The 25,106-nt window shown below is 68.6% G+C and carries 20 protein-coding genes, 1 tRNA gene and 3 pseudogenes; 9 read left to right on the forward strand and 15 right to left on the reverse strand.

Translation table 11 applies throughout. The features are described 5' to 3' along the window. Positions 1-380 precede the first annotated feature (380 nt). From ACWD35_RS00005 to ACWD35_RS00015, 3 genes and pseudogenes are all read right to left on the reverse strand, one after another. The gene (locus tag ACWD35_RS00005) at positions 381-1,292 is read right to left on the reverse strand and encodes a hypothetical protein (protein WP_451348812.1); all 912 of its coding nucleotides are present in this window, start codon (positions 1,290-1,292) and stop codon (positions 381-383) included. 102 nt (positions 1,293-1,394) lie between these two features. Beyond that, a pseudogene (locus ACWD35_RS00010) lies at positions 1,395-1,655 on the reverse strand (helix-turn-helix domain-containing protein); the annotation flags it as partial. A 71-nt stretch (positions 1,656-1,726) separates the two neighbouring features. Further along, the gene (locus ACWD35_RS00015) at positions 1,727-2,320 is read right to left on the reverse strand and encodes a TetR/AcrR family transcriptional regulator (RefSeq protein ID WP_451348813.1); all 594 of its coding nucleotides are present in this window, start codon (positions 2,318-2,320) and stop codon (positions 1,727-1,729) included. Positions 2,321-2,454: 134 nt separating this feature from the next. On the opposite strand from ACWD35_RS00015, the gene ACWD35_RS00020 reads away from it, so the two are divergent. After that, positions 2,455-3,201 (forward strand): SDR family NAD(P)-dependent oxidoreductase, encoded by a 747-nt coding sequence (locus ACWD35_RS00020; protein ID WP_097259178.1) that lies wholly within the window; start codon positions 2,455-2,457, stop codon positions 3,199-3,201. 219 nt (positions 3,202-3,420) lie between these two features. After that, entirely contained in the window at positions 3,421-4,167 is a 747-nt protein-coding gene (locus tag ACWD35_RS00025) for an SDR family NAD(P)-dependent oxidoreductase (RefSeq protein WP_451348814.1), read from the forward strand. A 319-nt stretch (positions 4,168-4,486) separates the two neighbouring features. Here ACWD35_RS00025 and ACWD35_RS00030 read toward each other — a convergent pair whose 3' ends face one another. Continuing rightward, positions 4,487-5,401 (reverse strand): NmrA family NAD(P)-binding protein, encoded by a 915-nt coding sequence (locus ACWD35_RS00030; RefSeq protein ID WP_451348815.1) that lies wholly within the window; start codon positions 5,399-5,401, stop codon positions 4,487-4,489. A 103-nt stretch (positions 5,402-5,504) separates the two neighbouring features. On the opposite strand from ACWD35_RS00030, the gene ACWD35_RS00035 reads away from it, so the two are divergent. After that, on the forward strand, positions 5,505-6,137 hold the full coding sequence (locus tag ACWD35_RS00035; protein WP_451348816.1) for a TetR/AcrR family transcriptional regulator: 633 nt from the start codon (positions 5,505-5,507) through the stop codon (positions 6,135-6,137). A 196-nt stretch (positions 6,138-6,333) separates the two neighbouring features. Here the strand turns inward: ACWD35_RS00035 and ACWD35_RS00040 are convergent, their stop codons facing one another. The 4 genes from ACWD35_RS00040 to ACWD35_RS00055 form a co-directional block, all read right to left on the reverse strand. Then, the gene (locus ACWD35_RS00040) at positions 6,334-7,032 is read right to left on the reverse strand and encodes a DDE-type integrase/transposase/recombinase (protein WP_451348817.1); all 699 of its coding nucleotides are present in this window, start codon (positions 7,030-7,032) and stop codon (positions 6,334-6,336) included. Positions 7,033-7,263: 231 nt separating this feature from the next. Continuing rightward, complete coding sequence (locus ACWD35_RS00045; protein ID WP_451348818.1) at positions 7,264-7,770, reverse strand: DUF6529 family protein; 507 nt, start codon at positions 7,768-7,770, stop codon at positions 7,264-7,266. A gap of 643 nt (positions 7,771-8,413) precedes the next feature. After that, positions 8,414-10,108 carry a vanadium-dependent haloperoxidase gene (locus tag ACWD35_RS00050; RefSeq protein ID WP_451348819.1) on the reverse strand — a complete coding sequence of 565 codons (1,695 nt, stop codon included), beginning with the start codon at positions 10,106-10,108 and terminating at the stop codon, positions 8,414-8,416. Between the two features lie 286 nt (positions 10,109-10,394). After that, positions 10,395-10,823 (reverse strand): ATP-binding protein, encoded by a 429-nt coding sequence (locus ACWD35_RS00055; protein ID WP_451348820.1) that lies wholly within the window; start codon positions 10,821-10,823, stop codon positions 10,395-10,397. Between the two features lie 320 nt (positions 10,824-11,143). On the opposite strand from ACWD35_RS00055, the gene ACWD35_RS00060 reads away from it, so the two are divergent. Continuing rightward, positions 11,144-12,298 carry a Gfo/Idh/MocA family protein gene (locus ACWD35_RS00060; protein WP_451348821.1) on the forward strand — a complete coding sequence of 385 codons (1,155 nt, stop codon included), beginning with the start codon at positions 11,144-11,146 and terminating at the stop codon, positions 12,296-12,298. 80 nt (positions 12,299-12,378) lie between these two features. Here ACWD35_RS00060 and ACWD35_RS00065 read toward each other — a convergent pair whose 3' ends face one another. Beyond that, the gene (locus ACWD35_RS00065; protein WP_451348822.1) at positions 12,379-13,254 is read right to left on the reverse strand and encodes an LLM class F420-dependent oxidoreductase; all 876 of its coding nucleotides are present in this window, start codon (positions 13,252-13,254) and stop codon (positions 12,379-12,381) included. Between the two features lie 899 nt (positions 13,255-14,153). Further along, entirely contained in the window at positions 14,154-14,600 is a 447-nt protein-coding gene (locus ACWD35_RS00070; RefSeq protein WP_451348823.1) for a tyrosine-type recombinase/integrase, read from the reverse strand. Between the two features lie 93 nt (positions 14,601-14,693). Here ACWD35_RS00070 and ACWD35_RS00075 point away from each other — a divergent pair. From ACWD35_RS00075 to ACWD35_RS00085, 3 genes and pseudogenes are all read left to right on the forward strand, one after another. Continuing rightward, positions 14,694-14,767: transfer RNA gene (locus ACWD35_RS00075), tRNA-Met, on the forward strand. A gap of 499 nt (positions 14,768-15,266) precedes the next feature. Continuing rightward, positions 15,267-15,479: pseudogene (locus ACWD35_RS00080) on the forward strand (transposase); the annotation flags it as partial. Further along, a pseudogene (locus ACWD35_RS00085) lies at positions 15,464-15,892 on the forward strand (DIP1984 family protein); the annotation flags it as partial. The pseudogenes ACWD35_RS00080 and ACWD35_RS00085, both read left to right, overlap by 16 nt. A 549-nt stretch (positions 15,893-16,441) precedes the next feature. Here the strand turns inward: ACWD35_RS00085 and ACWD35_RS00090 are convergent. The 3 genes from ACWD35_RS00090 to ACWD35_RS00100 form a co-directional block, all read right to left on the reverse strand. Further along, complete coding sequence (locus tag ACWD35_RS00090) at positions 16,442-17,614, reverse strand: hypothetical protein (RefSeq protein ID WP_451348824.1); 1,173 nt, start codon at positions 17,612-17,614, stop codon at positions 16,442-16,444. A gap of 427 nt (positions 17,615-18,041) precedes the next feature. Continuing rightward, positions 18,042-19,553, reverse strand: coding sequence for a serine hydrolase domain-containing protein (locus ACWD35_RS00095; protein ID WP_451348825.1), 1,512 nt, complete (start codon positions 19,551-19,553; stop codon positions 18,042-18,044). A gap of 60 nt (positions 19,554-19,613) precedes the next feature. Continuing rightward, positions 19,614-20,423, reverse strand: coding sequence for a hypothetical protein (locus tag ACWD35_RS00100; RefSeq protein WP_451349298.1), 810 nt, complete (start codon positions 20,421-20,423; stop codon positions 19,614-19,616). A 112-nt stretch (positions 20,424-20,535) separates the two neighbouring features. Here ACWD35_RS00100 and ACWD35_RS00105 point away from each other — a divergent pair, with 112 nt between their 5' ends. Together ACWD35_RS00105 and ACWD35_RS00110 are read left to right on the forward strand one after the other, a co-directional pair. Further along, positions 20,536-21,189, forward strand: a complete 654-nt coding sequence (locus ACWD35_RS00105) for a TetR/AcrR family transcriptional regulator (protein WP_451348826.1) — start codon at positions 20,536-20,538, stop codon at positions 21,187-21,189. A gap of 222 nt (positions 21,190-21,411) precedes the next feature. After that, a complete protein-coding gene (locus ACWD35_RS00110; RefSeq protein ID WP_451348827.1) occupies positions 21,412-22,632 on the forward strand; it encodes a metallophosphoesterase in 1,221 nt (406 codons plus the stop codon). Between the two features lie 515 nt (positions 22,633-23,147). Here the strand turns inward: ACWD35_RS00110 and ACWD35_RS00115 are convergent. Beyond that, positions 23,148-23,636, reverse strand: coding sequence for a GNAT family N-acetyltransferase (locus ACWD35_RS00115; protein ID WP_451348828.1), 489 nt, complete (start codon positions 23,634-23,636; stop codon positions 23,148-23,150). Between the two features lie 282 nt (positions 23,637-23,918). Then, positions 23,919-25,034, reverse strand: coding sequence for an FAD-dependent oxidoreductase (locus ACWD35_RS00120; protein ID WP_451349299.1), 1,116 nt, complete (start codon positions 25,032-25,034; stop codon positions 23,919-23,921). Positions 25,035-25,106: the final 72 nt, after the last annotated feature.

Consider the following 25,106-nt stretch of genomic DNA (forward strand, 5'->3'; position numbering starts at 1 on the left):
GGAGGCGGTGGTGCTGCCCCCGGACACGACCAACGCTGCTGCCGCCAATGCGGTCATGAGAGCTCGGTTCATCCTGCACACCCTCCAAAAGATCGTCAGATTTCGGAGCGGTCGCAGTCTAAAGTGCGGCCCGGCGGGCAAGTACCCGTCCGCAAGCCACATCGGCCTCCCAGCCTTCGGCCCGCGACCGCAAGCCACTTCGTTCGAATGCGGCACAGCGTCGGCTGGCCGATCAGAGCGTCCACTCGGTGCACGACGGATGCCCCCCGAACCCGGTCGAGCGGCCTCCCCAGTCCACGCAGAGGCCCTCACCGAACGCTGCCGTGCGCATGAGGTGATCTCACCGGGGTGCCGCTGTCGGACTGACGGTGCCGCTGCCGTCATCTCGGGTCACTCCGGGGGAAGGCGTCGCCGGTCGGCCAGCGTTCCGGCAGACCGAGAGCGGTGTGGACGGAGCGTATCGCGGGCTGGCGCTCGACCTGGATCCCAACCAGTTGCGCGGTTGCCCAGCTAGGGAAGATGGGGGCAGGAAGCGAGGCGGGATCCGGGCTTTGCCAGAGAACGGGAGTGTTTTTCGTCCAGGTCCAGGGTGCCGGGTTATTCACGACGAGCACGCCGCTGACACGGCTGTGGGCATGGTCGTAGGTGGCACTCCAGTAGCCATCGGGCTTGCGGGTGAAAGTCGATCCGCTGTCGTAAGCGTACTCGACCGTACTCCCGTACAGCGCTCTCTCGATGTCCTCATCTTCGGGGAAGTCGGCTGCATGGCCTAGCGCCACGATGAATGGCAGGTCCAGGTCACCATACTTCCCGCCCTTGTGTGTGACGGCGTGGAGCACTCGCTCCGATCCGTCCTCGACCGCCCATGCCGAGGGGTAGACGCCGATTGTCCTGCTGGATGGATTGCCACGTTTGCCTGGGCTGCGGGGGATCGCTTGAAACGTGAGGCACCAGCCAGCCTCTTGCCAAGTGTGACTGGGAAGCGGCACCTTACGCTCATAGTCGGCGATGACCTGGTCGGGGTCCAAGCTTTCAAGCCATCGCGTCAGCCCGGACTTCAGTCGTCTCTGCGGCGGCGTTGCCGTACCGGCGCTGTGCAGTTCGCATGATACGAAGAAGTTCGGACTCGGCAAGCGATCGATGGCATCGCTCAACTGCGGTGGGAGCGAGTAAGACCCAGCGTCACGCTTCTGAGCTTTCCAGATCGCCTCGATGACGAACTGCGCGTTGCCGCGTGTAACCAGGAAGTCGGGCTTATAGCCACCCGTTCCCGTCTGCCGCTCAACCTCCACGCTGCAACCGGAACCTAGCAACATCTCGTGCAGGTACAACTCCCACAGATGCCCCTATGTTCGTCAAGCTGCGGTCATCAGGGTCGCTGAAGTATCAGGCCGCTGGTGGGAGTAGTCGGCCCGGCCGTCACCGACCCGGTCGCACGCCGCGAGGGTGCCGTCGAGCAGGACGTAGTCGGGGTCGGCTTCGCGCAGAACGCGCAGCAGGCCGGGCGCGCGGTCGGCGAGCAGATCGATGACCGTCGTGGTGTAGGCGTGTGCCGTGCCGACGGCGATGCCGAAGCCGGCCACGAGCTGCGCAAGGGTGTCGTGCCTGCGCAGGTAGACCAGTCCGACCCGGGCGCGCTGATGCGGCGGGAGCTTGCTACTCGGAATTGCCTCCGACGCCTGTCGCCTTGATCGAGGGTCAGCGATCGCGTTCGAGGTGGGCTGGTTCAGTCCGGGATGGCAGCGTCGACCACGGCGGCTGCTACGGTGCGGGCCGCTGTCTCGGCGCTGGGGTCGCGGTCCAGCCAGGCGCTGATGCCGGCGCCGTCGTAGAGGATGACCAGTTGGTTGGCGAGTGACTTCGCGTCCTTGGCGCCGGCCTGCTGGGCGAGGTCGAAGAACAGCTCGTGCAGCCAGGTGCGGTAGTCCTGCGCAGCTTGTTCGACGACACCGCCGGGTGGGGCGTCGGCACTCGCGCTGATGAAGGCGCAGCCGCGGAAGCCCGGCTCGGTGAAAGACAGTCCCTGCACCTCGAAGGCGCCGACCAGGCGCTCTTTCGGGGTGTCGTAGCGCGCTTCGAGCTCGCGCGTCATGCGCTCGACGGTCGTTGCGTGCCGTGCCTGGAGGTAGGCCCGGACCAGGCCGTCCTTGCTGCCGAAGGCGCTGTACAGCGTTGCCTTGGCGACTCCGGCGTGCTCGATGACGCGGTCGATTCCGACCGATTGCACGCCCTCGGCGTAGAACAGCTCGTCGGCGGCGGCCAGCAGCCGCGCCCGCGCTGCCGCGCTGCGTTCCCGTGGTGAGAGCACCTTCTCAGACATAGGCAAACATTACCAGACAGGTCTGTCTGTCTTCAATTGGTTGCCCGCAACCCTTGACGTATCCAGACAGGTCTGTCTAGGTTGGGAATTGCCAGACAGACCGGTCTGGATGACATCTCGGAAAGGTGCATCCCATGTCTGTAAAGCGTGAGGACAACCTCGACCTGCATCCCATTACCGCCCTGGTCACCGGGGCCACGTCCGGCATCGGCCAGGCGGTCGCCAAGCGGCTCGCCGCGGACGGAATGTCCGTCATCGTGACCGGCCGCAACGCCCGACGCGGCGCCGACACCGTCAACGAGATCACCGCGGCCGGCGGCCATGCCCGGTTCGTCGAGGCGGACCTCGAGGACCCGGCCGGCATCGACCGGCTCGCCGCCGAGGTCGGGGAGATCGACGTCCTGGTCAACAACGCCGGGCACGCCGTCTGGGCACCGACCGAGGAGATGAAGGTCTCCGACTACGATGCGATGTTCGCCGGCAACGTCCGCGCGCCCTTCTTCCTCGTGGCCGCGTTCGCCCCGGCGATGGCGGCGAAGGGGTCGGGCTGCGTGATCAACATGGGCAGCATGGCTGGCGGTCTCGGCCTGGCCGGCGGTGCCGCGTACGGCGCGACCAAAGCCGCGCTGGCGTCAATGACGCGAGGCTGGACGGCCGAGTACAGCGGCCGCGGCGTCCGTTTCAACACCGTCGCCCCCGGCCCGGTCTACACCCGCCCCGAGGCCCGCGACCTGTTCGACGCGCTCGCCGAGACCACCGCGATGAAGCGCGCGGCCGAGCCCGCAGAGATCGCCGAAGCCGTCGCCTTCCTCGTCTCGCCGAAGGCCGGCTACATCACCGGCGCGACCATCGCCGTCGACGGCGGCCGCACCGCCATCTGAACCCGCCGGTTCTCAAGAGGACACCGCTCATGACCAACACCGTGTACGGCCTGAGCGTCGACGCCACCCAGGGGTCCGCCCGCTGGACGACGTTCGCCGACCCCGAAGGCAACGAATTCGACCTCACCGCCGGATGAGACACGAAATGCAACCAAGCACCCGAGTCCGAGCGAACGCGTCCGCGACCAAGTCGCCCGGCACGCACCCACAGGATTTGAAATGAACAAGCCCGTTATTCTGATCACCGGAGCACTCAGCGGCATCGGCCGCGCCTCCGCCGTCGCCTTCGCCAAGAAGGGCGCGAACGTTGTCGTTGCCGGTCGCCGCGATAAGGCCGGCAATGCGCTCGCAGAGGAACTGCGCTCATTCGGCTCGGAGGCCGAGTTCATCAACGCCGACGTCCGCAAGGAAGACGACGTCCGCGCACTGGTCGATAAGACCGTCGCACGGTTCGGCCGACTGGATGTCGCGGCGAACAACGCAGGCACCGAAGGCCGGCCCGGCCCGATCACGGACCAGACCGCGGACACCTACGCCGCAACGTTCGACACGAACGTCCTCGGCGTCATCCTGAGCATGAAGCACCAAGTGCGCGTCATGCAGGGACAGGGCAGCGGCAGCATCATCAACATCTCCTCGACCTACGGGCACGAGGGCGCGGCTGGGGCCTCCGTCTACGTCGGCAGCAAGCACGCCGTCGAAGGCATCACCAAATCGGTAGCGCTGGAGGTCGCCAAGTCGGGAATCCGCGTGAACGCCGTAGCCCCTGGCCCCACGGACACCGGCATGCTCACCCGCTTCACGAGCACGCCGGAGAACAAGGCGGCGTTGGCGTCGGAAGTTCCGCTGGGTCGCCTCGGCCTCCCGGAGGAGCTTGCCGACGCAATCGTCTTCATCGCATCGGACGAAGCTTCATACATCACCGGCCATGTCCTCAACGTCGACGGCGGTCACACCACCAACTGACCCGTTCAGGCGCGGGGGTCTACTCCGCGCCCGGTTGACCGGGCATGAGTGGAACAGTTCTTCAGGCTTCCAGCGCACACCATCAGCAAGGTGAGGCGCACCGCGTCCCGGATAGGTTGATTGATCCACGCCGGTCGGCGTAGCCGGCTTCGCAGGGCCGCCGGCGAAGGCAGCGGCGGAGAACGCTCGACATGGGCGCGGCCTGCGTCCCGGGTTTGACGAACGGCTCGGGGTGCGCGCGCCCCAGGTACCAGTCGCTGCCGCCTGAAGATCAACCGCGAGCGCTCGCAGGTTCAGCAGGCCCGCGCTGCGGCAACTATCAGGAGAGCTGGTCAAGCAGTTCCTGCCGGTGCGCCGTGGCCCACGAGCCGAGGTGGATGGGCTCTCGGCCGAGCAGCTCCTGGACCGTGCTGGTGGTGACCGCCGAGTAGTCCATGCGGCCCTCGTAGGTCTGTCGCGCCCAGATCAGAGTGCTGGCCGCGTACGCGGCGTCCATGTTCGCAGGCGCGACGTCCAGCCCGGCATCGATCATGCGCTGCAGATCGTCCGGGGTCAGGACCAGCGCAGGGATCTCCTGGCCGAGGGCGGCGCTGAGGACCTCGGCCACCTGGGCGCCGTTGAGGAGATCGGCGGACAGGTAGTAGTCCTTGCCCGCATGCGTGTCGGGGCCTTCGGCCAGGATCTTGGCCACGACCGCTGCGATGTCGTCGCCGGCGATCCAGCCGACCTGCTTGTCGCCCATCGGCCATACCATCTGGCCGTCGCGCAGCCGGTTGATGCCCAGCAGGTTCTCCATGAACACGTGCGGATGCACATTCGCCCAGGCCACCTTGGAGCCTGCGATGTAGCGCTCCACCAGTTCGTGCCACGCGAAGTGCGGGTCGGTGGAGCGCTTGTCACTGAACACACCCAGGTGCACCAGGAAGCTGACGCCGGCGTCCTCGGCGGCGTCCACCAGAGTCTTGGTCTGGTGGTTCATCGCTGACGTGTAGGCGGTCATCAGAAATACCCGGTCGATGCCCTCCAGCGCGGCGGGGAAGGTGTCGGGGTCATCGAGATCGATACGGACCGCTTCCTTCCCCTCCTTGAGCCACTGCTCGACGGTTGCCTCGCTGCGCGAAGCCCGCACCGGGACCGCTTGGCCGGGTGTCGCCTCCAGCGCCTTCACGACCGCCACTCCGGTGCGGCCGGTGGCCCCGAGGACCAGCACACGCGGGGTGTCTGTGTTCCGCATCAGTCTCTCCTTCCAACCATACGAAAGCAATCACTTTCGTATGACGCGATAGTGGTCGCTGTCGTATGCTCTGTCAAGCCGACGCGAGACCGGAGGAAGAACCGTGCGCACCTGGGCCGAGAACGACCCCAAAGCGCGCCTGATGGCACGCAAGCGCGAGGCGATCATCAACGCCGCCCTCGCGGCCTTCCTCGACGAGGGGTACGGCGGAAGCTCGGTCAACCGCATCGCCGCGAGCGCAGGCGTGTCCATCACGACCCTGTACCGGCATTTCGAGAGCAAGGACGATCTCTTCGTCGCCGTCATCCAGGAGGCTTGCGACACCTCCGCACAGACCGCGGACCCCGGTTGGCTGGACCTGCCGCCCCTCGAAGGTCTGACGGAGGCGGGCTGCGAGCTTCTCCGACACATCCTGTCCGAGCAGCAGCTGGCGCTCTTCAGAGTGGTGGCCCGGGACGCGCAGCGCTTCCCCGAACTCGGCCGCCGCTACCAACAGGAGATCCTCGGAGACCGCATAGCCCTGTTCACACGGCACCTGTCCCACTGGCCGACGGAGCTGCGCGCCAAGATCAGCGACCCCACACGGGCCGCGCACGTCTTCTCCGCCCTCCTCCAGGCGGAGATCGTGGACACCGCCCTGCTCGGCGGACCGGCCCCCGACCCGGACGCCATCCGCATCCGCTCCGAGGAAGCCGCGAACGACCTGCTTGCCCTCGCCGAGGCCGGACGGCTGTAATCGACGTTCGCCCTCGGACGTCGGCGGTACTTGCTGCAAGACGGGTCCGCGACGCTCAACGAGGGGTGCAGCAGGTGGCGCCCCCTCTCTTTCCGGCTCCGACCGCTGTCTCAATCCCCTCGCAGCGTGGAGACGATCTATGCGGCCAGTCCCTCGGCGAGGGTGGCTCGGTAGTCACGTTCGTAGTCGATCGGGCTCATGAACCCCGCACACACTGTGTAGCCGCCTGGCGTTGTAGAAGTCGGTGATCCAGGTGGCAATCTTGATGCGGGCCTCGGCTGTCCGTGAGCATGATCACTCCACGCACGTCGCCGCCGCGGGTGGCCGCGGCCAAATTCAGGGATGCGACGACCAGGTCGGCGTCATGACGGGTGGCCATCGCGTAGCCGAGCAGGCGGCGGGAGAACAGGTCGATGACCGTCGCCAAGTACAGCTTGCTCTCGCCGGTTTCGATCCCGGTGAGATCGCCCGCCCAGACAGGATCGGGTTCCTCGGCGGTGAGGTCCCGGTGCACGAAGTCCGCGGCAGCCGGCCGCTTGCCCGGCCTCGTCAGTGACCGGCGGCGACGCATCTTCCGTCCGGCCAGCCCGAGTTCGGCCATGACCTTTGCGACCGTGTTCACCGGCACCCGCCAGCCTCTGCGCACCAGCTCGATGAACACCTTCGGCGAGCCGTAGGTGCCGCCCGAGCCGTGGAAGATCTCTTCGATCTCCTCGGCCAGCTGCTGCCGACGCACCTCACGCACGGTCGGCGGACGATCCCGCCACTTGTAGAACCACGACTCGGACACCCCCAGCGCCCGGCAGGCGGTGCGGTAGGGAATCTTCTGCTCGGCCTTGCAGTTGCTGATCACCCCTACCACGACGGCCGGGTCCGCCTCAGCTACTTCACCCACAAGGCCACGAATCGCTTGCACACATCACGCCCTACCTCTCCGTGCGGTCGCCACCCTGGTCGTGCAGACCGGCTGCGAGTTTCGCGGTCGGCTCGTCCCAACTGCCAAGGTGACGCCCGCGGCCGTTCAGGGGGCCTGTACGACCGAGAGAGGCGTGGGCACGGAGCAACGCGATGTCCGATCTGCAACAGGGCTGCCGTGCAGCCATGGCGGGCCTCGGTGACAGCACCATCAGACGCCGGGGGCGGAGTCGGCGAAGAACCACAAGGCGGCTGTGTACCACATCAGTGCGATGGCGGTGACCAGGGCGCCACCGGCGGCCGGAAGCGCCCAACCGGGCAGTCGGCGGCTGTGTACCACCAGCACCTTGGCGACGAACGCGCCGTACAGGACGCAGCCCGTAATGGAGTGCACCGCCACTCGGCTGCTCGTGAACTGAACTCCGTAGGCGGTGATGCAGTGGTAGGCGATGGGCAGCGAGAGCAGAAAGGCAAGGAGGCCGATGAGCCGGTGTGTGGGATGCACCCGGTGCGGCGCAGCCCCCGCTCCCGGTAGGCGCCGGTACATCCACAGCCCGAGTAGCAGTTGGACGACCGCGAGTGCCATGAGAGCGCTACCAAGGCGCGCCTTGAGATCGTTGACGCCGACGCCGTGCCGCCCGAACAGGCCGCTGGTGTAGTCGGGTGTGTGCGTGCGACCGAACGCATACACCCCCACCGCGACCGCGACCGGCAGCAAAGCAGCAAAAAAGGCCCGCTACCGTACGTGCGGGACGCCGCATCCGCGCGCCCGTGTGTCTGGTCATCAGTCCCCGATCAATCGGATTCGATCTTGCTGCCAGATGCGTTGACGACGTACCACTGTGGCGCCGGACGCGCTGGTTTCCTCGCCGTTGGTGTCACCGGCCGTCGTGTCACCCGCGAAGCAGCGGCGCCGCCTTGAGTGTGCCCGGGAGGTGGGCGGCGGCCAGGCAGACGCGCATGCTCCGCCGCCGGTCGGCCTAGTCGACTTAGCGGCCTTGGGGAGGTAGAACGTCCGCCCCTTGGCGTCTTCCAGGCAGGGGCCGAGCTTGTCCGGCTGGGACAACCGCTCGCAGCAGCCAGCGGCACGGCGGTAACCGCCGGCACTGCCGCCGCAGCCATTCCTTTCATGAGCGCTCCATGGTGTCGGACGGCACGTCCCGGCAGCCACGGGAAACGACCGCAGCGGACCTCATCTCCCAGTTGGCCCCGGATGCTCGGGCGCTGCCAACAGCCGCGGACTCTCGGCGCGGGGGATGGCTGCTCTCTGAGCGCGGCCAGAAGCCAGTGGCACCCGATGCGCCGGGACCACTGGAGTCTGGCCGCTGCCATGCGGTGAGTGGTTGTCGCGCGGTGGGGCGTCAGAGATGACGTGCCACGAAATCGGCCACCTGGGTGCCGAGTTGCTGGCCCGCGCGGTTGTCGATCGTGGTGTGCTGGCCGGACCAGATCCGGCTGAGCCACGCTTCGGTGGCGGTGTCCTGGAAGCCGGCGAAGGTTCGGGTGACGCCCTTCGATGTCACCGCGAGATGATGCCGCGCCCCGTAGAGTCCGGCGAGCGTCGTTGCCGCCGCCTGGCTGAGAGCGCCGTGAGCGCCGGGATAGGACGGATCCGGTGCGGTCGGTAGCAGGGGGGTCCAGTTGGGATCGCCGACGATGCTCGGGTTGTAGTGCGTACCGCCGAGCCGGATGGCGGTCACGGGCCGCCAGACGTTGTAGACATACTTGGCGTCGTACATCGCGATCGCGGTGTCGGCGAGGGACAGGTCGAGCCGGGCGAAGACCTTCACCGCCTTCTCCAGGTTCGCGTTCTGGGAGGTGACGAGGTTCTGCGTGATCTGGTTCCAGACGTTCCATACGGGTGCCGCCGCCCAGAACTTCGCGGCTGCCGTCTGATCGGGGGTGCGGGTGGTGCTGGTCTTGCTCCCCAGGCTCTTGACCTCGTTCAAGGCGGTGGCGTACGCGGCGCTGCTCACGGCCGGCGGCGGTGCCGGGCGGAACTGCCGTCCGTCGGTCAGCACGAACGGCTTGACCGAGCCCCAGTCGGTGAACACCGGTGTCGGGAAATTGGGAGGGGTGGGCCGGTAGTCCCCGGCCTTGTTGCCGGGATCGAACCGCGGCGGCTTGGCTGAGGACCCGTCGTCGGACCGCAGGCTGATCAGTCGGCGGGCGACCTCGGCTCCCACACTTATGCCCGCCTGCTTGCCCGGGCCGCCCGGAATCGCGGACAATTGGCTGCTCAGCCGCTGGTCCACGCCTGCGCGCTTGGCCGGGTAGAGGGCGACCAGCACGTCGTGGGCTGCCTGGTCCGCTGCGGCATCCGTACGAGCGCCTCCTGGTGCCGACACCGAGAACACGTAGGCGGGGCCGACCCGGGTGATCGATACCACGGCGTCGTATTCGGCGGCCTGGAGGAGCGCGAAGCTGCGCGTGGGTTGGACGGTGGACGGCTGCGCCTTCGGATCGCCGAGGATGGTGATGAGCTCGCGGTTCCACTCCACGACCGACATCCCTGCCCCCGTCGCGGCGGTGCGCAGGGCCGGCGAGTGAGCGGTGGTGGACCCGAAGGCCGGGCCGGCGAGTCCGGCTCCCAGCGCGGCTCCGGCAAGTATGGCGAGTGTCTTCTGCTTTCCACCCATGTTCTGTGACTCCTTGTCGCTGGTGGCGGGCTGTAGCAACTGGCGGTCATGCGCGTGGCTCATCTGGGCCGGCCACGCGGGCGTGATGGTGTCGGGGTGGTGCGGGCCGGCCGCCAGGTCGGGATGGCGGCGGTCGTGGAGGAGGAGTTGTTCGGCGGTTACTGCGGCTGCCGCGACCGGGCCGGGGTCGTCCAGGGCCATCCGGTCCATGAGGGCGGCCCGCCGTAGCAGCCAGGCGCGTTCGGCGGCCGTCGCATCGATCGGGGGGCCGGTGAGGGGCCTGGCCTGGCGGCCGTCGCGTTCGGCTCCGAGAGCGAGCACTTGATGCATCTCGCGCCGCAGATCCGGCGCATTCGTATATGCCTCGTGCGGGGGCGGGACGCTGATGTCTTTGCCGCTGTTCGGGGTGACGTCCACGCTCACACCTCCGCCGGAACGCAGGAGCCGGCGCCGCAGCGTCGACACAGCACCGTGTCGTGGTGAGGGCCGCCGTGATCGAGGGCCGATGGGTGTGCCACGGACCGCATGGGTACCTGGGCCGGGCCCGGGCAGTTGTCGACGGGGCACGGTTTGTGGGTTGCGGAGGCCCACTCGGCGGGGGCGTCGGGTGACCCGGCGCCGCGGCCGCCCCCGGTGCCCCGGCGCTGTGCCGCGGTGCCAGCCCCGGCAGGGGCGCGCGGCTCGTGCGGAGCGTACGGTCCGGTCATGGCGAGCACCTCAGGCAGGCGCGGACTTCGCGGCCGCTGCGTGTCTGGTGGATCTCGGTCGACTGGGCGAGGTACTGGACGATGCCGGTGCCACGGCCGTGTTCGTCGGGGGCGATGTCGGGGCGATGGCACTCCACGGCCGCGCCGGAGTCGGTGACCACAATGTGCAGAGCGTCATGGTCGAGGGCGAGCAGCAGGGCCATGCGCTCATGGCCGTACTGGGCCGCGTTGGCGGCGAGTTCGTCGACGATGAGAACGGCGGAGTCCCGCTCGCTCGCGGGCACGCTCCAGGTCTCGAGCAGATCAGCCGCGAAGTGACGAGCGGTGGAGACGTGCGCCTCCTGCGCCGGCAGGGTGAGCAGCGCCTGGCGGCGGCAGGGCCGGCCGAGCAGCGAAGTCGGGCTGGCGGAATCGGTCACAAACATGGTCTTCTGACTCTTCTGTGGATGTGCGGAGACCGGAACGGGGCGACCGCAAACAATTTCGGAGGCGGTCGGTAGGCCGGATCCTGATCCTGCATGGGCGCGCTCAATCAGTTCCACGGACGACGCATGCCGGACGGTTCGAGCTATTCGCCTCTTTTGTTCGGATTCTTGCGAGTCATATCGATGTCGGCGCCTGTCTGGGCTAAAACGAACGGCAAGCCAATCGACATGCAACTGACCGGGTTGCTCAGACCGTGTCCTCCATGGCTATGGACCGTTTTGAGATGAGAGAGCAGGTGACCGCAAACGCTGGGGTGCACATGACGTCCACTTCCCCTCATCAGGAGCCGATCCGCGTCGGAGTCGTAGGACTGAGCGCGAGCGGCGGGTGGGCGGCCACCGCCCATGTGCCGGCACTGGCAGGACTCGACGGCTACGAGTTGCGGGCCCTGAGCGCCAGCAGCGCCGAATCCGCGCGTGCGGCCGGCGAGAAGTACGCGGTGCCGCTGGCCTTCGGCAGCGCACAGGAGCTGGCCTGCAGTGAGGAAGTCGATCTCGTGGTGGTGACGGTGAAGGTTCCTCATCACCTGGAGCTCATCCGGCCCGCGCTGGAAGCGGGGAAGATGGTGCTCAGCGAGTGGCCGCTCGGTGCCGACCTCGCGCAGGCCGAGGAACTGGCAGACCTCGCGCACCGCAGGGGCGTGCTCACAGGAGTCGGCCTACAGGCACGATCGGCTCCGCCGCTCCGGTACCTGCGGGGCCTGGTCGCCGACGGCTACGTGGGGCGGGTGCTGTCGACCAGCATGCTCGGCTGGGGCGGGCCCTGGGGCGCCACGTACGACGACGACCATGCGTACCTGCTGGACATCACGAGCGGCGCCACACTGCTGTCGATCCCCTTCGGGCACTCGGCCGACGCGCTGACCATGGTGCTCGGCGAGTTCCGCGAGGTATCGGCTCACATCGAGAACCTGCGTCCCGAGGTCACCCACGTGACCAGCGGGGCGGTCGCGGCCAAGAGCACCGAGGACCAGATCGCCATGACCGGGCTGCTCGAATCGGGGGCCGTGGCCGCGGTGCACTTCCGCGGCGGCACATCCCGGGCCACCGGGTTCCACTGGGAGATCAACGGCACCCAGGGCGATCTCGTCGTGAAGGCCGACCACGACCTGTGGTGGATGGGGCGGCTGCGGCTGTACGGCGCCCGAGGCGACGGCGGCGGCTTGGTCGAACTTCCAGTCCCCGCCCGCTACCAGCGGTCGCTGACGCAATGGACCGAGCGATCCGCCGAGCCCGCCTGCAACGTCGCCCACCAGTACGCGCTTCTGCGCGACCAGATCACCGGGAACCTTGCGCCGGATGAGGACGGCGTTCCCGACTTCCGGCACGCCGTCCGGCGACACCGCATGCTGGAGCGAATCCGGGAGGCGGCGCGCGCGGGCCGGAAGGTCACACTCGCAGAGCAAGGCGCGTAGGCCCCGAAGTGAGTCAGGTCGGGAGCTCGACCGTTTCGCCCTCGGCAGGATGAACACGGTTCCGGTGCTCCCCGAGGCCGTTATCCCCATAGAGAAGCGAGCCTGCGCCATTCCTCCCTCGGGAGCTTGTCCCTGTGGGTGCCGGTGAGCACCTGGAGGGCCACGTGGTCGGCGCCTGCCTGGTGGAAGGTGTCGATGCGGTCGCGGACGCGGTCCGCCTCGCCCCAGGCGAAGACCGCGTCGATCAGGCGGTCGCTGCCGCCCTCGGCCAGGTCGGCCTCGGTGAAGCCGTGCCGCAGGAAGTTGTTGGTGTAGTTCGGCAGGGTGAGGTACATGGCGAGGGCGTCGCGGGCCAGCGCGCGGGCCCGGGCCGGGTCGGTCTCCAGGACCACCTTCAGCTCCGGGGCGAGTAGCGGGCCCTCGCCGAGGATCTCGCGGGCCTGGGCGGTATGTTCGGGCGTGACCAGATAGGGGATGGCGCCGGCTGCCCGCTCGCCGGACAGCTTCAGCATCTTCGGGCCCAGCGCGGCCAGCACCCTGCTTTCGCCGGTGACGCCGGCCTCGTCCAACTCGTCGAGGTAGCCGGTCATCGCCGCGTACGGGCGGCTGTAGTCCTTCACCAGCGGGCCGTGGCTCACGCCGAGACCCACCAGGTAGCGGCCGGGGTGCGCCGATTCCACCTCGGCGAAGCCGGCCGCGGTCGTGGCGGCCTCCTGCTGCCAGATGTTCAGGACGCTGGTGCCGACGACGATGCGGCGCGTCGCCCCGATCAGCGGGGCGGCGTGGTCGGCGGTGCTGTTGTTGCCGAGCCAGATGGCGCCGTACCCGAGTTCCTCCAGTTCGGCCGCGGCCTCGTCCAGTTCGCCGCGCCGGGCCGGGTCCTCCGAGCGCAGTTCGACGCTCCAGGCACCGTACCGGCCGACTCGCTGCTTCAGGGGGACTCTGGTGTCGCTCATCGGGTGTTCCCTCCGGGTGGTGGGCTGTGCCGTGATCATCACGCCCCCAGCCACTACCGACCGGAGGGCGCCCCGGGTCGATTCCCGCCGTTCCCTCAGTTGGTCGAAGGGACCATAAGACGTCGAACACCCACGAGCCCGCCACTGTGGTGGCGGGCTCGTACGTCTCGTCGGGCTGGTCGTCTACGGTCCGGCGATCAGACCGGATGAGCACGGCGTCGAGATCTTGCGAGTAGCGGTGCACGCCTGAGTTTCCGCGCCGGTCTGTTCCGGCCTCGGGACTGGTGGGCTCTGTCGCGTATTCCAACTCGAATGGCCACAGTTGGTCACTTTCGGTGATGAGAACCGTGTCCAGGGCCCGGCCTTGAGCAGGTAGGTTCGTCCGGTGGTGCGCTCGAAGCACTTCTAAAGGGGGAGACCGCCGGTGGACGTTGTCGCGATCATGGAAGCGTTGGCCGAACAGGGCATAACGGTGCTGATCAAGGCTGACACCGAGCGGATGGCAGAGAGACGTAAGCCGTGGACCTTCGTAGCGTGTGTTTGCCCCGCCTGCGTGAGCGGGGCTTTTCGTTCCCCGACTGAGCAAGTATCGCGACCGCCAACTCGTCCTCCATGCTCCAGAGCCCGTCATCACAAAGGCGCTCGGCTACCACGACAAGACCGCCCCGGCGGCAGCCTCAGGGGCCATCACGTGTCACGTTCGTGTCACCAACACCATCGACGCACCCGGGCCACAAAGGCCCCACCTGCGTGAACGGCATCGATCTAGACCCGGTGGACGCCAGAAGACGGTTCCGCCTACCTGTGCCAGGTGGTACCCAGGGAGGGACCCAAGATCAGGACAGGTGCGTCTTCTGGCCCGTCAAAGCGGTATTGCAGGGTTTCGATGTCCTTCTCACTCACCCGCTCACGCTCCCACATCTCACATTCCCTTCGAGGGCGGGGGTGGAGCCGCTCACCAGACCTCCCCACGCATCCGCCGCCGGACGGAGATCCTCCACCCCCGGCTTCACATACCAGCGCTTCGTGGTCCGGACATTGGTGTGCCCGGCCCACCGGGCAAGAAGATGGTCCGGCACCCCGTTGTTCGCCAGGTACGTGAAACAACTCGCGCGAGCGTCGTACAAGCGCACCCGCCGCAGCCCGTTCGCGTCCATGACCTTGTACGCCCGCTCACGAAGCTGCCGCCCGTTGAGCGCCCTTCCAAGCCCGTCCACGAGCACGTAGCCGCTGTCCTCATACCTCTCCCCCGCCGCCGGGCTACCTGCGAGGTGCAGGGTCCGCGATTCCGTGGACCCTGGTTCCTGCGGGAACATCAGAATCCGGACTGGGTGAGCAGCGGCCATGTCGGTCGATCATGAGCAATCGGGCTCAGTCCGAGCGCAGACGAAAGCCGATTGGGTCGATCCGCGTCGGTGCCGTACAGTTCACCGTACCGACGCGGGGTGGAGCAGCTCGGTAGCTCGCTGGGCTCATAACCCAGAGGTCGCAGGTTCAAATCCTGTCCCCGCTACTCAGACGTGAAGGCCCGGTATCCACCGGGCCTTCACTGCGTTGTGGGCCGGTTCGGACCTGGTTCTTGGCGAACAGGGCACCAAGGTCACAGAAGGCGTCAACGTACTGAGCTGCACCAAAGCCGTACGCCGCCTCGACAATCCGCCCCCGCTACCCGGGCAGGTCGCTGACTCAGTGCTCATGATCACCCGGATTTACTCGGACGGTGCTCATGATCAGTCGACCGTGCCCACGCAATCGCGGATGCCACACGAGGAGGCAGTCCGCTTACACGGCGCCGCCTGCCGCCCTGCCGACAGGCGGATCAGCGGACCAGATCATCTGAGACGCCGAGCGAATCGGGCCAGGCGCACTTGCCACACTTGCGTGAGCCCCGCGCACGCGGCGGTGGTTTACCGGTAGTTCGTTAAATCCGGCGGTAGAGGTTAATGCCGTGTCCGTTGTTGACCGCGTCGATCAGGGCCTGGAGTTCGGAGGGTGGGTCCGTGTCCGTCACCGTGCGCGAGCGCAAGCTCTACAAGACCGACCTGTCCGACGAGCGGTGGGCGCTGATCGAGCCGTTGATCGCCGCATGGAAGGCCGCACGCCCCTCGGTCAGCGGCCACCATGGCCGGTTCGAGATGCGGGAGATCGTCAACGCGCTCCTCCACCAGGGCCGCACCGGCTGCCAGTGGGACCTGCTTCCGCGTGACCTGCCGCCGCGCCGCGCCGTGTAGAACAGCTCCGAGCGCGTGTCATCAGCAGTGCGCGGTACCAGGAAGGGGAGACGCCCGCCGAGGAGGCAGCTCAGCTGTTGGCTGAGGCCGGTGGGGTGCTGGACGCTCTAGAAACGTTGATCCGGCGGATCAACCGGACCAATGCCACCGTGGAGATGGGTCCGGACGGCACGCTCACCGATGCCCTCGCACGCCGGGATGTCCTGCGGTTGCGTCACTCTGTGGTCACCGCGGCGGCGGGTAAGGGCGAGCGGGGATACGGCCGGCAGCTTCGGTCCGAGCTGATGATGCTTTCCGCGCTTCCGGTCGCGGAACTGCGCGGTCAGGCGGATGCCCTCGCCCGGGAGATCCGCGAGGTCGATGTGCGGATCCAGCGTACGAACTGGGAGGTCGATCTGCTGGACTGAGTAGTCCAGCAAGCTGGGATGATGTGGAGCTGGTAGCAGCTTCGGAGGCGTGCACACACCGAAGGCTGGCGGTTTTCCAGCCCACTCCTGGCGCGTGATGAGCAACGCAGGGGTTCGACTCCCCAATTGACAGTGCAGCTCAGCACCGCGTACAGGTGACGGTGCACATCGCACAGCACATCACCACGTGCAGATCCGAGGCGGCGAGGGCGGGTTCGGGGCTTTCCACATCGCAGCACCATGGAGACGGCGACCTCCGGCGAATACTGTTGGCGATTTTGGCGGCGCTCCTCCATCGATCGCGAACGAGACTTCCGCGAAATCCAGGCCGCTTGAGAGCGCCGGCCACCGGCGGTCTCAAACGGCCTGGCAACCGAGCAGGTCAGCAGCCCACCACATGCCAGACACAGCGCGACAGGACACGAGTCGTCCTGCCGCGTTCCAGCCGACGGATTCTCACTCGACCTCATGCGGGGTGGCAGACTCTCACCGCGCCACGTGCTGAGTGCCGGCATCTGCGCATTGGCCGCCATTCGATCACGGGTCGGCTCAGCGGGCCGTGTCGAACTCGCGCACTATCTGTGGCAGAGCCTTGAGGACTGTGGTGCTGTGGTCGAACTCGCCGACATCACTGAGCTGTTGGTCAGCCCCATGGGCAGTCAGCTGGCGCCGGCAGCGCAGGGAGTTCGCAAAGGAGACGTCCTTGTCGCCCCTGGCGTGAAAGAGGTGCACTGGGACGTCGGGCCGCCAGTCACACGTGGTGTCCATCACCTCCAGTTCGCGTCGCAGATCCCCCGTGGGGTGGCGCACCTTCTGAAGGAACTCTTCGGTGAACAGTTGCTTCGAGGTCTTGGGCAGTGCGGCCGCGAGTTCCGACGCCTTGTGGTCGCCGTCGAACAGCGTCTGTACCGTCTTGTCGTAAGGGGTTCGGAACGCCTGGTCCGGGGCGCCGTACAGGCCATACATCCGGTTCCACGCGGTGGCGAAATAGGCGAGGTAGAGCGGGGACCGTGCGACCTTGTCGTCTGCCGCGGCGGCCTCGAAACCGCTCAGATCGAACGGGCCGGCGACCGGGGCGAGGGCTCCCGGACGGAAATATGGATCGACGCCCTGCTGCAGGGCCCGTCCGACCAGCATCGTGGCGGGGGCGCCCTGGGAGAACCCGCTGATGAGTACGCGCCGATCGAGGCCACGACCCTCGCTGCGGGCGAACGTACGTGTCGCCCGCAACGCGTCCACCGAAGCGGTAACGGTCGCCTTCGGGTTCCCGTACGGATGGATTCCGGGGCCTTTTCCCAGGCCGAGGTAGTCCGGGGCAGATACCGCGCGCCCGGTCGAGGCGAACAGCAACGCCGTGGCCCGGTCGGGCGATTCGTCGTTCACCGAAGCCACCTCTCCTCGGTACACCTCGGTGCCGTGCAGCCAGGACACGACCCGAAGGTCACGTTCGTCGTTCTTCGGCATCGCGACCAGCTCGCTGGCCGTGGTGGGTGTGCCCTTGAAATCGACGGTGCGATACACGATCCGGGCAGCTCGCACGCCGTAGCGGACCTGTGTTGCATCGATACCCGCCTTGGCCAGGCGGGCTGCGATTTCCTTGGCGTCCAGGTCCGCCACGGGCGTCACGGAGACCACCGAACCGCGCGTTGCGGGTTGCTGGTGAGCAGGCGAGGAGGAGCGCTGGCTGTCGTCGTCGCACCCAGCCCCCGCCAGTACGGTCACGGCACACACCAGGGCGAGGGCGGCATGCTTGGCTGATCTTCCGTCGAACCGAGAAATGTTCATGGCTGGACTCTGCCGTTCCCGGCACACTCGGCGCATTGCGACCAACACCCCACTCAGCAGGGGGTTTTCCCTACCCGCGTGACCAACCCTGAGCAACTGGTTCATGGCCTGGTACCCGGGCAAGCCGAACGGTGCGGGCACGGAGCCAGCCACAGCCCAGCTTCGATATCGGGCTCCATGGCAGGCTCAACGCACCCCCATCGGGTGAGTCATGAACCACCAGCGCGCTGACGCAACATCAGCCCACCAAAATCGAAACAGCCACGCTGACCAGTACAAATGGATAAGCGCGACTGGAGTGCTAGGGCCGACCGGTGTCCGGGGGGTACGGCAGGGGCACCCCCGGACACACGCCCGGGGGTGCCTAGGCGGACTTGGCTGTCGCCCGGACGCCGAAGTGGACGTACCGGCTGCCGTCGGCGAGGGCGTAGAACACGACGGATATCCAGGCGTCCTTCTCGTTGCGGCGGCCGGCGAACACCGTCTTCGCCGGCGTGTGCGAGACCGGGGTCAGGTGCCAGACCAGCGGGTCGAAGGTGCCCGCCAGGCCGTCCGCGCCCTCGTACCTCAGCCGCAGGGTGCCCGGGCCGCCGTCGCCGTCGGCGATGGTCATGAGGAAGCCCTCGCGCTTGTAGTTGCCGAGGAACGGCTTTGTCTCCACGGCCGGGGGTTCGGTGGCCGGCGCGAACCCGGGCATGGTGACCCCGGCGAGTTCGGCGCAGAGCTCGCGGCAGAGCGTCTCGAAGACCTTGGGCGCGGCGCCGCCGCCGTTGGTCAGCAGGGCGATGGCGAGGCCCTTCTCCGGGATGGCGCGCAGGTAGGCGAGTTGGCCGAAGGTGCTGCCGTCGTGGCCGAAGCCGCGCGCGCCGTCCCACTCGAACAGGCCCCAGCCCAGGCCCCAGTGGGCGCCGAGGAACCACTGGTCGGGCATCTCGACCTCGCGGGTCAGCATCGCGTCGACCACGGCGGCCGGCAGCACCCGGGGGTCGTCCGGCGCGGCGGCGCCGTCCATGAAGGCCCGGGCGAACCGTGCCACGTCGGCGGCGGTCGCGCTGATGCCGCCGTACGGGCCGGCCGAGCGCGGCAGCATGTTCCAGAGCGGGGTGGGGACGGGGGTCTCGCCCGGCTCGCCCATGTGTCCCATGGCGGCGCGGAAGCGCAGCACCTCCTCGGGCAGGGTCATGGTGTGCTCCAGCCCGAGCGGGGCGAGGAGCAGTTCCTTGAGCGCCTCGTCCCAGGTCTGGCCCGTGACCACCTCGACGATCCGGCCGAGGACGTTGTAGGCGGTGCTGGAGTACGACATGGTGACGCCGGGCGGGTTGGTCAGGCCGACTGTCCGCGCGCCCTCGATGTAGCGGGCCAGGCAGTCGTCGCCCCGGCCGGTGTCGTTGACGTAGTCGCCCTCGATGCCGCTGGTGTGGTTGAGCAGCTGGCGCGGCGTGATCGTCCGGGTGGCCCCGGCGTCGGCGATTGCGAAGTCCGGCAGGACGTCCGCGACCGGGGCGTCGAGGTCCAGCTTCCCGGCGTCGGCGAGCAGGACCACCATGGCGGCGGTGTAGCCCTTGCTGACGGAGCCGATCTGGAACACGGAGTCCGGGGTCACCGTGACGCCGGTGCCGGTGTGCAGGACGCCGGCGGCCAGTTCGTGGATCTCGCCGTCGGCGAGCACGGCCAGGGCGGCGCCGGGGATGTGGTGGACGGCGAGGAGCTCGCCGAGCCGAGCCTGCCAGCGGGCGGTGTCGAACGCCGGGGCGCCGTCGCTCACGCCCAGCGCACGGTTGACCGTACGGGCCACGTCGAGGTCGGTCTGTTCCAGGATCTTGGCCACCTCCCGGTCGACGAGCTTCGACACTTCCCGGCGCAGGTTTTCCGACATGCTGTCTCTCTCGTGGTCACGGTGGAATGGCGCGGGTGGGGTGGGGCTGGGGCCTGCCGGCTAGCCGACGCTGCGGGTCCGCCGACCGACGAGCCCGGTCAGCGAGGCGACCGTCGTGCGCGGCGGCTGCCAAAGGTCGCGGTCCGGGTGCAGGACGGTGCGGAACGCGGCCCAGGCGAGTGCGCCGAGGGCGAATCCGTAGCAGGAAACCAGCCCGTGCCCGTTCTCCTGCGCGAACCACATCGCCAGCCCGAGCACCGGCACGCCGAGCGCGAGCAGCCGGTTCTTGCGGACGGCCTTGCCGCGGCGCGCGGCCTCGTCGTCGGAGCCCTGCTCGGCTCCCTGGCCGACGGCCTTGCCGGAGTTCTCGTCGGCGCCGCCGCGCAGCAGCAGGGCCGCGGCCAGCGTCGCGCCCAGGAAGTAGGTGGCGCCGGAACTGCCGGCGAAGTTGCGGGGGTCGGTGCTGTGGGAGGTCTGGCCCCACAGCTTGTCGATCTGCTCCGGCAGCAGGATGCCCGCGGCGAACAGACCAAGCGTCAGCGGCGCACCCCAGAACCATTCGGCGAAGGCCGCGACGGCAGCAAGGGTGGCGATGTTCCAGGCCGCCCCGCCGAAGCCGCCGTTCTGCATGAAGACCGAGGTGACCACGCGCCACCAGCCGGACTTCGACGGGTCCGCGTCTAGCGCGCCCATCGCCCCCGACCAGCAGAGCTGGAGAGCCACCCCGGCGAGCGCGAGCCCGGTCAGGCCGACGGCCGCCCAGGGGATCCGCCGCCGTTCCAGTGTGCTCTGGCCGACCAGGGCCAGACCGCCGTTGAACATCAGCACCATCAGTGCCGCCGTGGTCACGTTGAACAGCAGGATGTCCATCGTCACCACCCCCCTCCGAGCCGTGCGCGATTTCGCTGATCACGACATTAGTGCGACCCGGGGAATTTTCAAACAGTGTTTGAATGCTGGCGCGGCTCGCTAGACTGCGGCCGTGAAGCTGACGGCAGACCGGATCATCGACGCGGGGATGGCGGTGTTCGCCCAGACCGGCTACCACGGCTTCTCCGTGCGCCAGGTCGCGGACCGGCTCGACGTGCACGCCGGCAGCCTCTACTATCACGTGCCCAGCAAGGCCGCGCTGCTCCAGCTGATGGCCGACCGAGTGGTCCGGCAGGCATACGAGGCCGGCACCGCCGCCCTGGGGGGACTGCCCGCGCAGGCAGGCTGGTCGGCGCGGGTCACGGCGCAGGCCGTCGCCCTGCGGCAGAGCATCCGGCAGCACCCCGGCGGGGCGATCATGCTCGCCGGCAGCCCGAAGACCCTCAGCCCCGGCGCACTCTCGTTGATGGAACGTCTGCTCGCCACCCTCGCCGAGGCCGGAGTGCCCCCGGAGCACTGCGGCACCGCCGCCGACACCGTGCTCAGCCACGTCACCGGCTACGTGCTCCAGGAACAGAGCGATCCACCCGCGGTACCGGTGACCGCCGAGGACGTCGCCGCCCTCCACCGGAGCTTCCCCCGGACGGTGGCCGCCGCGGCTGCGCACGGGCCGGACGAGAAGTTCACCCGCAGCCTGGACCTGCTCTGCGCCGGCATCGGGACACTGATCCGGCCACCGTCCGAAAAGCCGGACGGTAGGAGCTAGCGGTGATTTCTCCACTGCTTCTGGAGCTTCTACGCCTCACCGTTTGAAGCCGCCGCGGCCCCGGTCAGGAGCAGAGTCACCAACCGCGTGAGCCGGGGGCGAACTCGGAGGCCATCTCGCCACATGGGGCTGCCCACCATGAGCACCCCGTCCGTCCGGCCGGTCCGGGACGGCCGGATACAGTGCGCGCGACGGCAGCCTGGTTGCTCAAGGAGGGGAAGCGTGACCGACACCAGCGAAACCCGATCCGCCGACAGTGCAGCGCATGCGGCTCAGCAGAGCCGACTGCACCGCCTGATGCGCTACGTCCCCCTGATCGCCCCCGTCCTGCTGTGGACCGTGCCCTGCTGGCTGCTGCTGCACACCGGCCAGCACTGGCCGCTCCCTGTCACGCTCGCCGGCACCGCCCTGTTCGCCCTCGGCCTGATCGGTATGCCGCTCGCGATGGTGCGCGGCCACGGCCGACGCCAGCAGGACTGGGCGGCGATCGTCGGAGACACCCTGCTGGGCACCATCTGGACCGTGTTCACCTGGTCCGTCGTGCTCGGCGTCCCGCTGCGGCTCGCCCTGACCGTGACCGGCGTCGGCGACGGCCAGGACCGGGCCCGGATCGTCACCTGGGCGGTCCTCGGCGCAGCCACCGTGCTGCTCACCTGGGGGTACGCCGAGGCCCGCCGGGTACCACGGGTACGCCGCCTGGACGTGCAACTTCCGCGCCTGGGGGCCGGGTTGGACGGCACGCGCGTCGTCCTCATCACCGACACCCACTACGGCCCGCTCGACCGCGCCCGCTGGTCGGCGCGGGTCTGCGAGACGGTCAACACGCTGAAGGCCGACCTGGTCTGCCACACCGGAGACATCGCGGACGGCACGGCCGAACGCCGCCGCGCCCAGGCCGCCCCACTCGGCACCGTGCAGGCCACCCGGGCCCGGGTCTACGTCACCGGCAACCACGAGTACTACAGCGAGGCCCAGGGCTGGGTCGACCTGATGGACGAGCTGGGCTGGGAGCCGCTGCGCAACCGCCACCTGCTGCTCGAACGCGGTGGCGACACCCTCGTGGTCGCCGGCGTGGATGACGTCACGGCCGAGGCCTCCGGCCTCGCCGGCCACGGCGCCCACCTCGCCGGAGCCCTGCACGGCGCCGACCCCGACCACCCCGTCCTGCTCCTGGCCCACCAGCCCAAGTTCGTCGACCGGGCGGCAGCCGGCGGCGTCGACCTCCAGCTCTCCGGCCACACCCACGGCGGCCAGATCTGGCCCTTCCACCACCTGGTCCGCATCGACCAGCCCGCCCTCGCCGGCCTCAGCCGCCACGGCACCCGCACCCTCCTCTACACCAGCCGTGGCACCGGCTTCTGGGGCCCGCCCTTCCGCGTCTTCGCCCCGAGCGAGATCACCCTGCTCGTACTCCGCTCCCCGCAGCGGCCCCCCACGCCGTAGCGCTGGGCGGGCCGGCGGTTCCGCCTGGAGATGCTGCAGTGCGCCGGCACCCCGAAGAAGGGCTACGCATCCTGCAACGCCCTGCGCGTCACCAGCGGCACCACCGCCTTCCAGGAAGAGCAGGCGGCGAAGAAGGGCATCGCACCCCGGACCGTCCGGCCGAACGCCGCCGCGGACTCCCCCACCGGCTACGGCCCCAGCGACCTGCAGTCGGCCTACGCCCTGACCTCCGCCAGCGGCTCCGGCAGGACCATCACCAACGTCGATGCCTACGACGACCCGGACGCCGAGTCGGACCTGGCCAACACCCACGACAGTCAGGCTCTGATGCCCCTGTCCGGAGCCTCCGGCCGATCCGCTCCACCGCGGGCCGCACCGACGCCGGCCGGCCAAGCGCAGGCGATCCCCCCCGCCAGGGCAGAGACGACGGCACACACGGAGCGCGCGGCGTCCAGCGGCTCCAGCATGCCAGCCACCATGCAGGCGAAGCCGGTGCCCTGCGAACCGGCACCGCGTCATTCCGAAGGAATGCGAAACTCGAATTTGGGACGGTCCCACGGCACGGCGGGCGGGTTCGCGAGCGCGGTCCCGGTCCGCACTGCACCGACGCGGTGGTAGAAGTCCTCGGCGGGACGATGCGACACGACCTCGACACGGTCGAGCCCGGCGGCACGGGCCTCGGACTGCATGTGCGCGACGAGCAGCCGTCCAATACCACGTCCTTGCGCTTCGTCGGCGACGAACAGCAGGTCGAGCTCCGGTGGAGCGAGGACGAGCGAGTAGAACCCGATGACCCGGCCTCCATGCTCTTCGGCGCCGACGGCTACGAAGGTGCGGTGGGCTTCGATGTAATCAGGACCGACCCGGTAGCCCGCCACTGCGGCTGCGTACTTACCCTCGTAGGCGCCTGAGCCACGCACGAGCCGCGTGAGCCGTTTGGCATCCCGCGCGACTGCCCTCCGTATCGTGATCGGCTGGCTGATCGGGGAAGTGCGTGAACTCATCGGGAGAGTATTTCGCACCGGGGAGTGCCTTCCTGCGGCGGGTCGGCTGCTCGGGCAGTCGTTCCTGCACCGCTCCCGGGAACCACTCGTGCGAGCGCAACCGATCTCACGCCGAAGCCGCGCCGGAGCGCTCCGGTGCTGCTTCGGCGTCTCACGGCTCCGCGCGGAGGTCCCCGTCGGAACGGTTCCTGGCGGGCCTCGCCCGTATCACCCGCTATCACGAACTGGACGGACCCTCACCCGTCAGACCCTCTCAGGCGAACCCGTCGTATTCGGCTGCCTTCAGCCCGGTTGGAAGAACGCGAGCATTTTCTGGCCGGCATCCGGCGACGCAAGGATCTCCTGGACGTACGCGGACTGCCGGCCGGCAGCGCTGGTGCGTTCGAACATCTCGCGTTCGTATTCTTTGACGGCGGCCGGAAAGTCGTCCGGGTGCGCGGCCAGCGCGAGGCCGAGCAGGGCGCCGTCGAGCAGCGCCATGTTGGCGCCCTGCCCCACCGGCGGCATCAGGTGCGCGGCATCGCCGAGCAGCGTGACGCCTGGCCTCGGCGGCCAGGTCAGGCCGACCGGGAGAGTGGTGATCGACCGCGGCAGGACCGTGTCGTCGCAGGCTGCGATCAGTGCGGTGAACCGTGGGTCCCAGCCGGTGAACAGCTCGATCAGCCGCACCCGGGCGGCGGCTGGGTCGCCGAACGGGATCCCGCTGGTCGCGAACCAGTCCTCGGTGGTGTTGTAGAAGCCGAGGTAGATGCGTACGCGGCCGTCGCCGTTGCGCTGCGCCGACAGGGACTGTCCGTTGCCGAGCACCCAGTAGTTGCCGCGCCCGACCATCGCCGCGAGGTCGGGGTGGGTACGGTCGATGTCGGGAATACCGAGCTCAACGACGTTTTGTCCGGTGTGCGCCGGTCGGGCGTCGGTGAGCAGCGCGCGGACCCGGGAGTCCGCGCCGTCGGCCCCGACCAGCAGGTCGTACGTCGTACTGCAGCCGTCGGCGAAGTGCAGCAGGCCGTTGTCGGCGGATTCGAACGTGTGCCCCCAGCGCACGGCGTGTTCGGGGAGAGAGTCCAGCAGCAGGTTGCGCAGATCGGCACGGTCGACCTCAGGTCGCTCGAGCGGGGAGTCGTCGGGCGTGTCCTCCTGCAGCAGCAGGGTGCCGTCCGGCTCGAGAAGACGCAGATCCTGGCCTTCACGACGGGCAATCGCATGGAACTGGTCGAGCAGGCCGGCCTCGCGCATCGCCCGCTGCCCGGTCCCGGAGTGCAGATCAAGCATGCCGCCCTGACCGCGCGCGCCGCGCGACGATTCACGTTCATACACGACGGCGGCGATGCCGTTCACGTGCAGCACACGGGCAAGGGCCAGGCCGCCCAAGCCGGCTCCAATGATGGTGATGCTCAAGGTTGCCTCCGATTCACCGTATTGCCTGCTCGCGGGAGATCGACCCGTGGTGCACGCGGGCCACCACCGGCG

It is taken from the genome of Streptomyces sp. NPDC002671, from assembly GCF_053592475.1.

Coding starts and splice junctions, on each gene's coding strand:
- ACWD35_RS00015 (WP_451348813.1), bottom strand. CDS start 2,320: ATGTCTGAGAAGGTGCTCTCACCACGGGAACGCAGCGCGGCAGCGCGG.
- ACWD35_RS00020 (WP_097259178.1), top strand. CDS start 2,455: ATGTCTGTAAAGCGTGAGGACAACCTCGACCTGCATCCCATTACCGCC.
- ACWD35_RS00025 (WP_451348814.1), top strand. CDS start 3,421: ATGAACAAGCCCGTTATTCTGATCACCGGAGCACTCAGCGGCATCGGC.
- ACWD35_RS00030 (WP_451348815.1), bottom strand. CDS start 5,401: ATGCGGAACACAGACACCCCGCGTGTGCTGGTCCTCGGGGCCACCGGC.
- ACWD35_RS00055 (WP_451348820.1), bottom strand. CDS start 10,823: ATGTTTGTGACCGATTCCGCCAGCCCGACTTCGCTGCTCGGCCGGCCC.
- ACWD35_RS00060 (WP_451348821.1), top strand. CDS start 11,144: ATGACGTCCACTTCCCCTCATCAGGAGCCGATCCGCGTCGGAGTCGTA.
- ACWD35_RS00065 (WP_451348822.1), bottom strand. CDS start 13,254: ATGAGCGACACCAGAGTCCCCCTGAAGCAGCGAGTCGGCCGGTACGGT.
- ACWD35_RS00070 (WP_451348823.1), bottom strand. CDS start 14,600: ATGGCCGCTGCTCACCCAGTCCGGATTCTGATGTTCCCGCAGGAACCA.
- ACWD35_RS00095 (WP_451348825.1), bottom strand. CDS start 19,553: ATGTCGGAAAACCTGCGCCGGGAAGTGTCGAAGCTCGTCGACCGGGAG.
- ACWD35_RS00100 (WP_451349298.1), bottom strand. CDS start 20,423: ATGGACATCCTGCTGTTCAACGTGACCACGGCGGCACTGATGGTGCTG.
- ACWD35_RS00115 (WP_451348828.1), bottom strand. CDS start 23,636: ATGAGTTCACGCACTTCCCCGATCAGCCAGCCGATCACGATACGGAGG.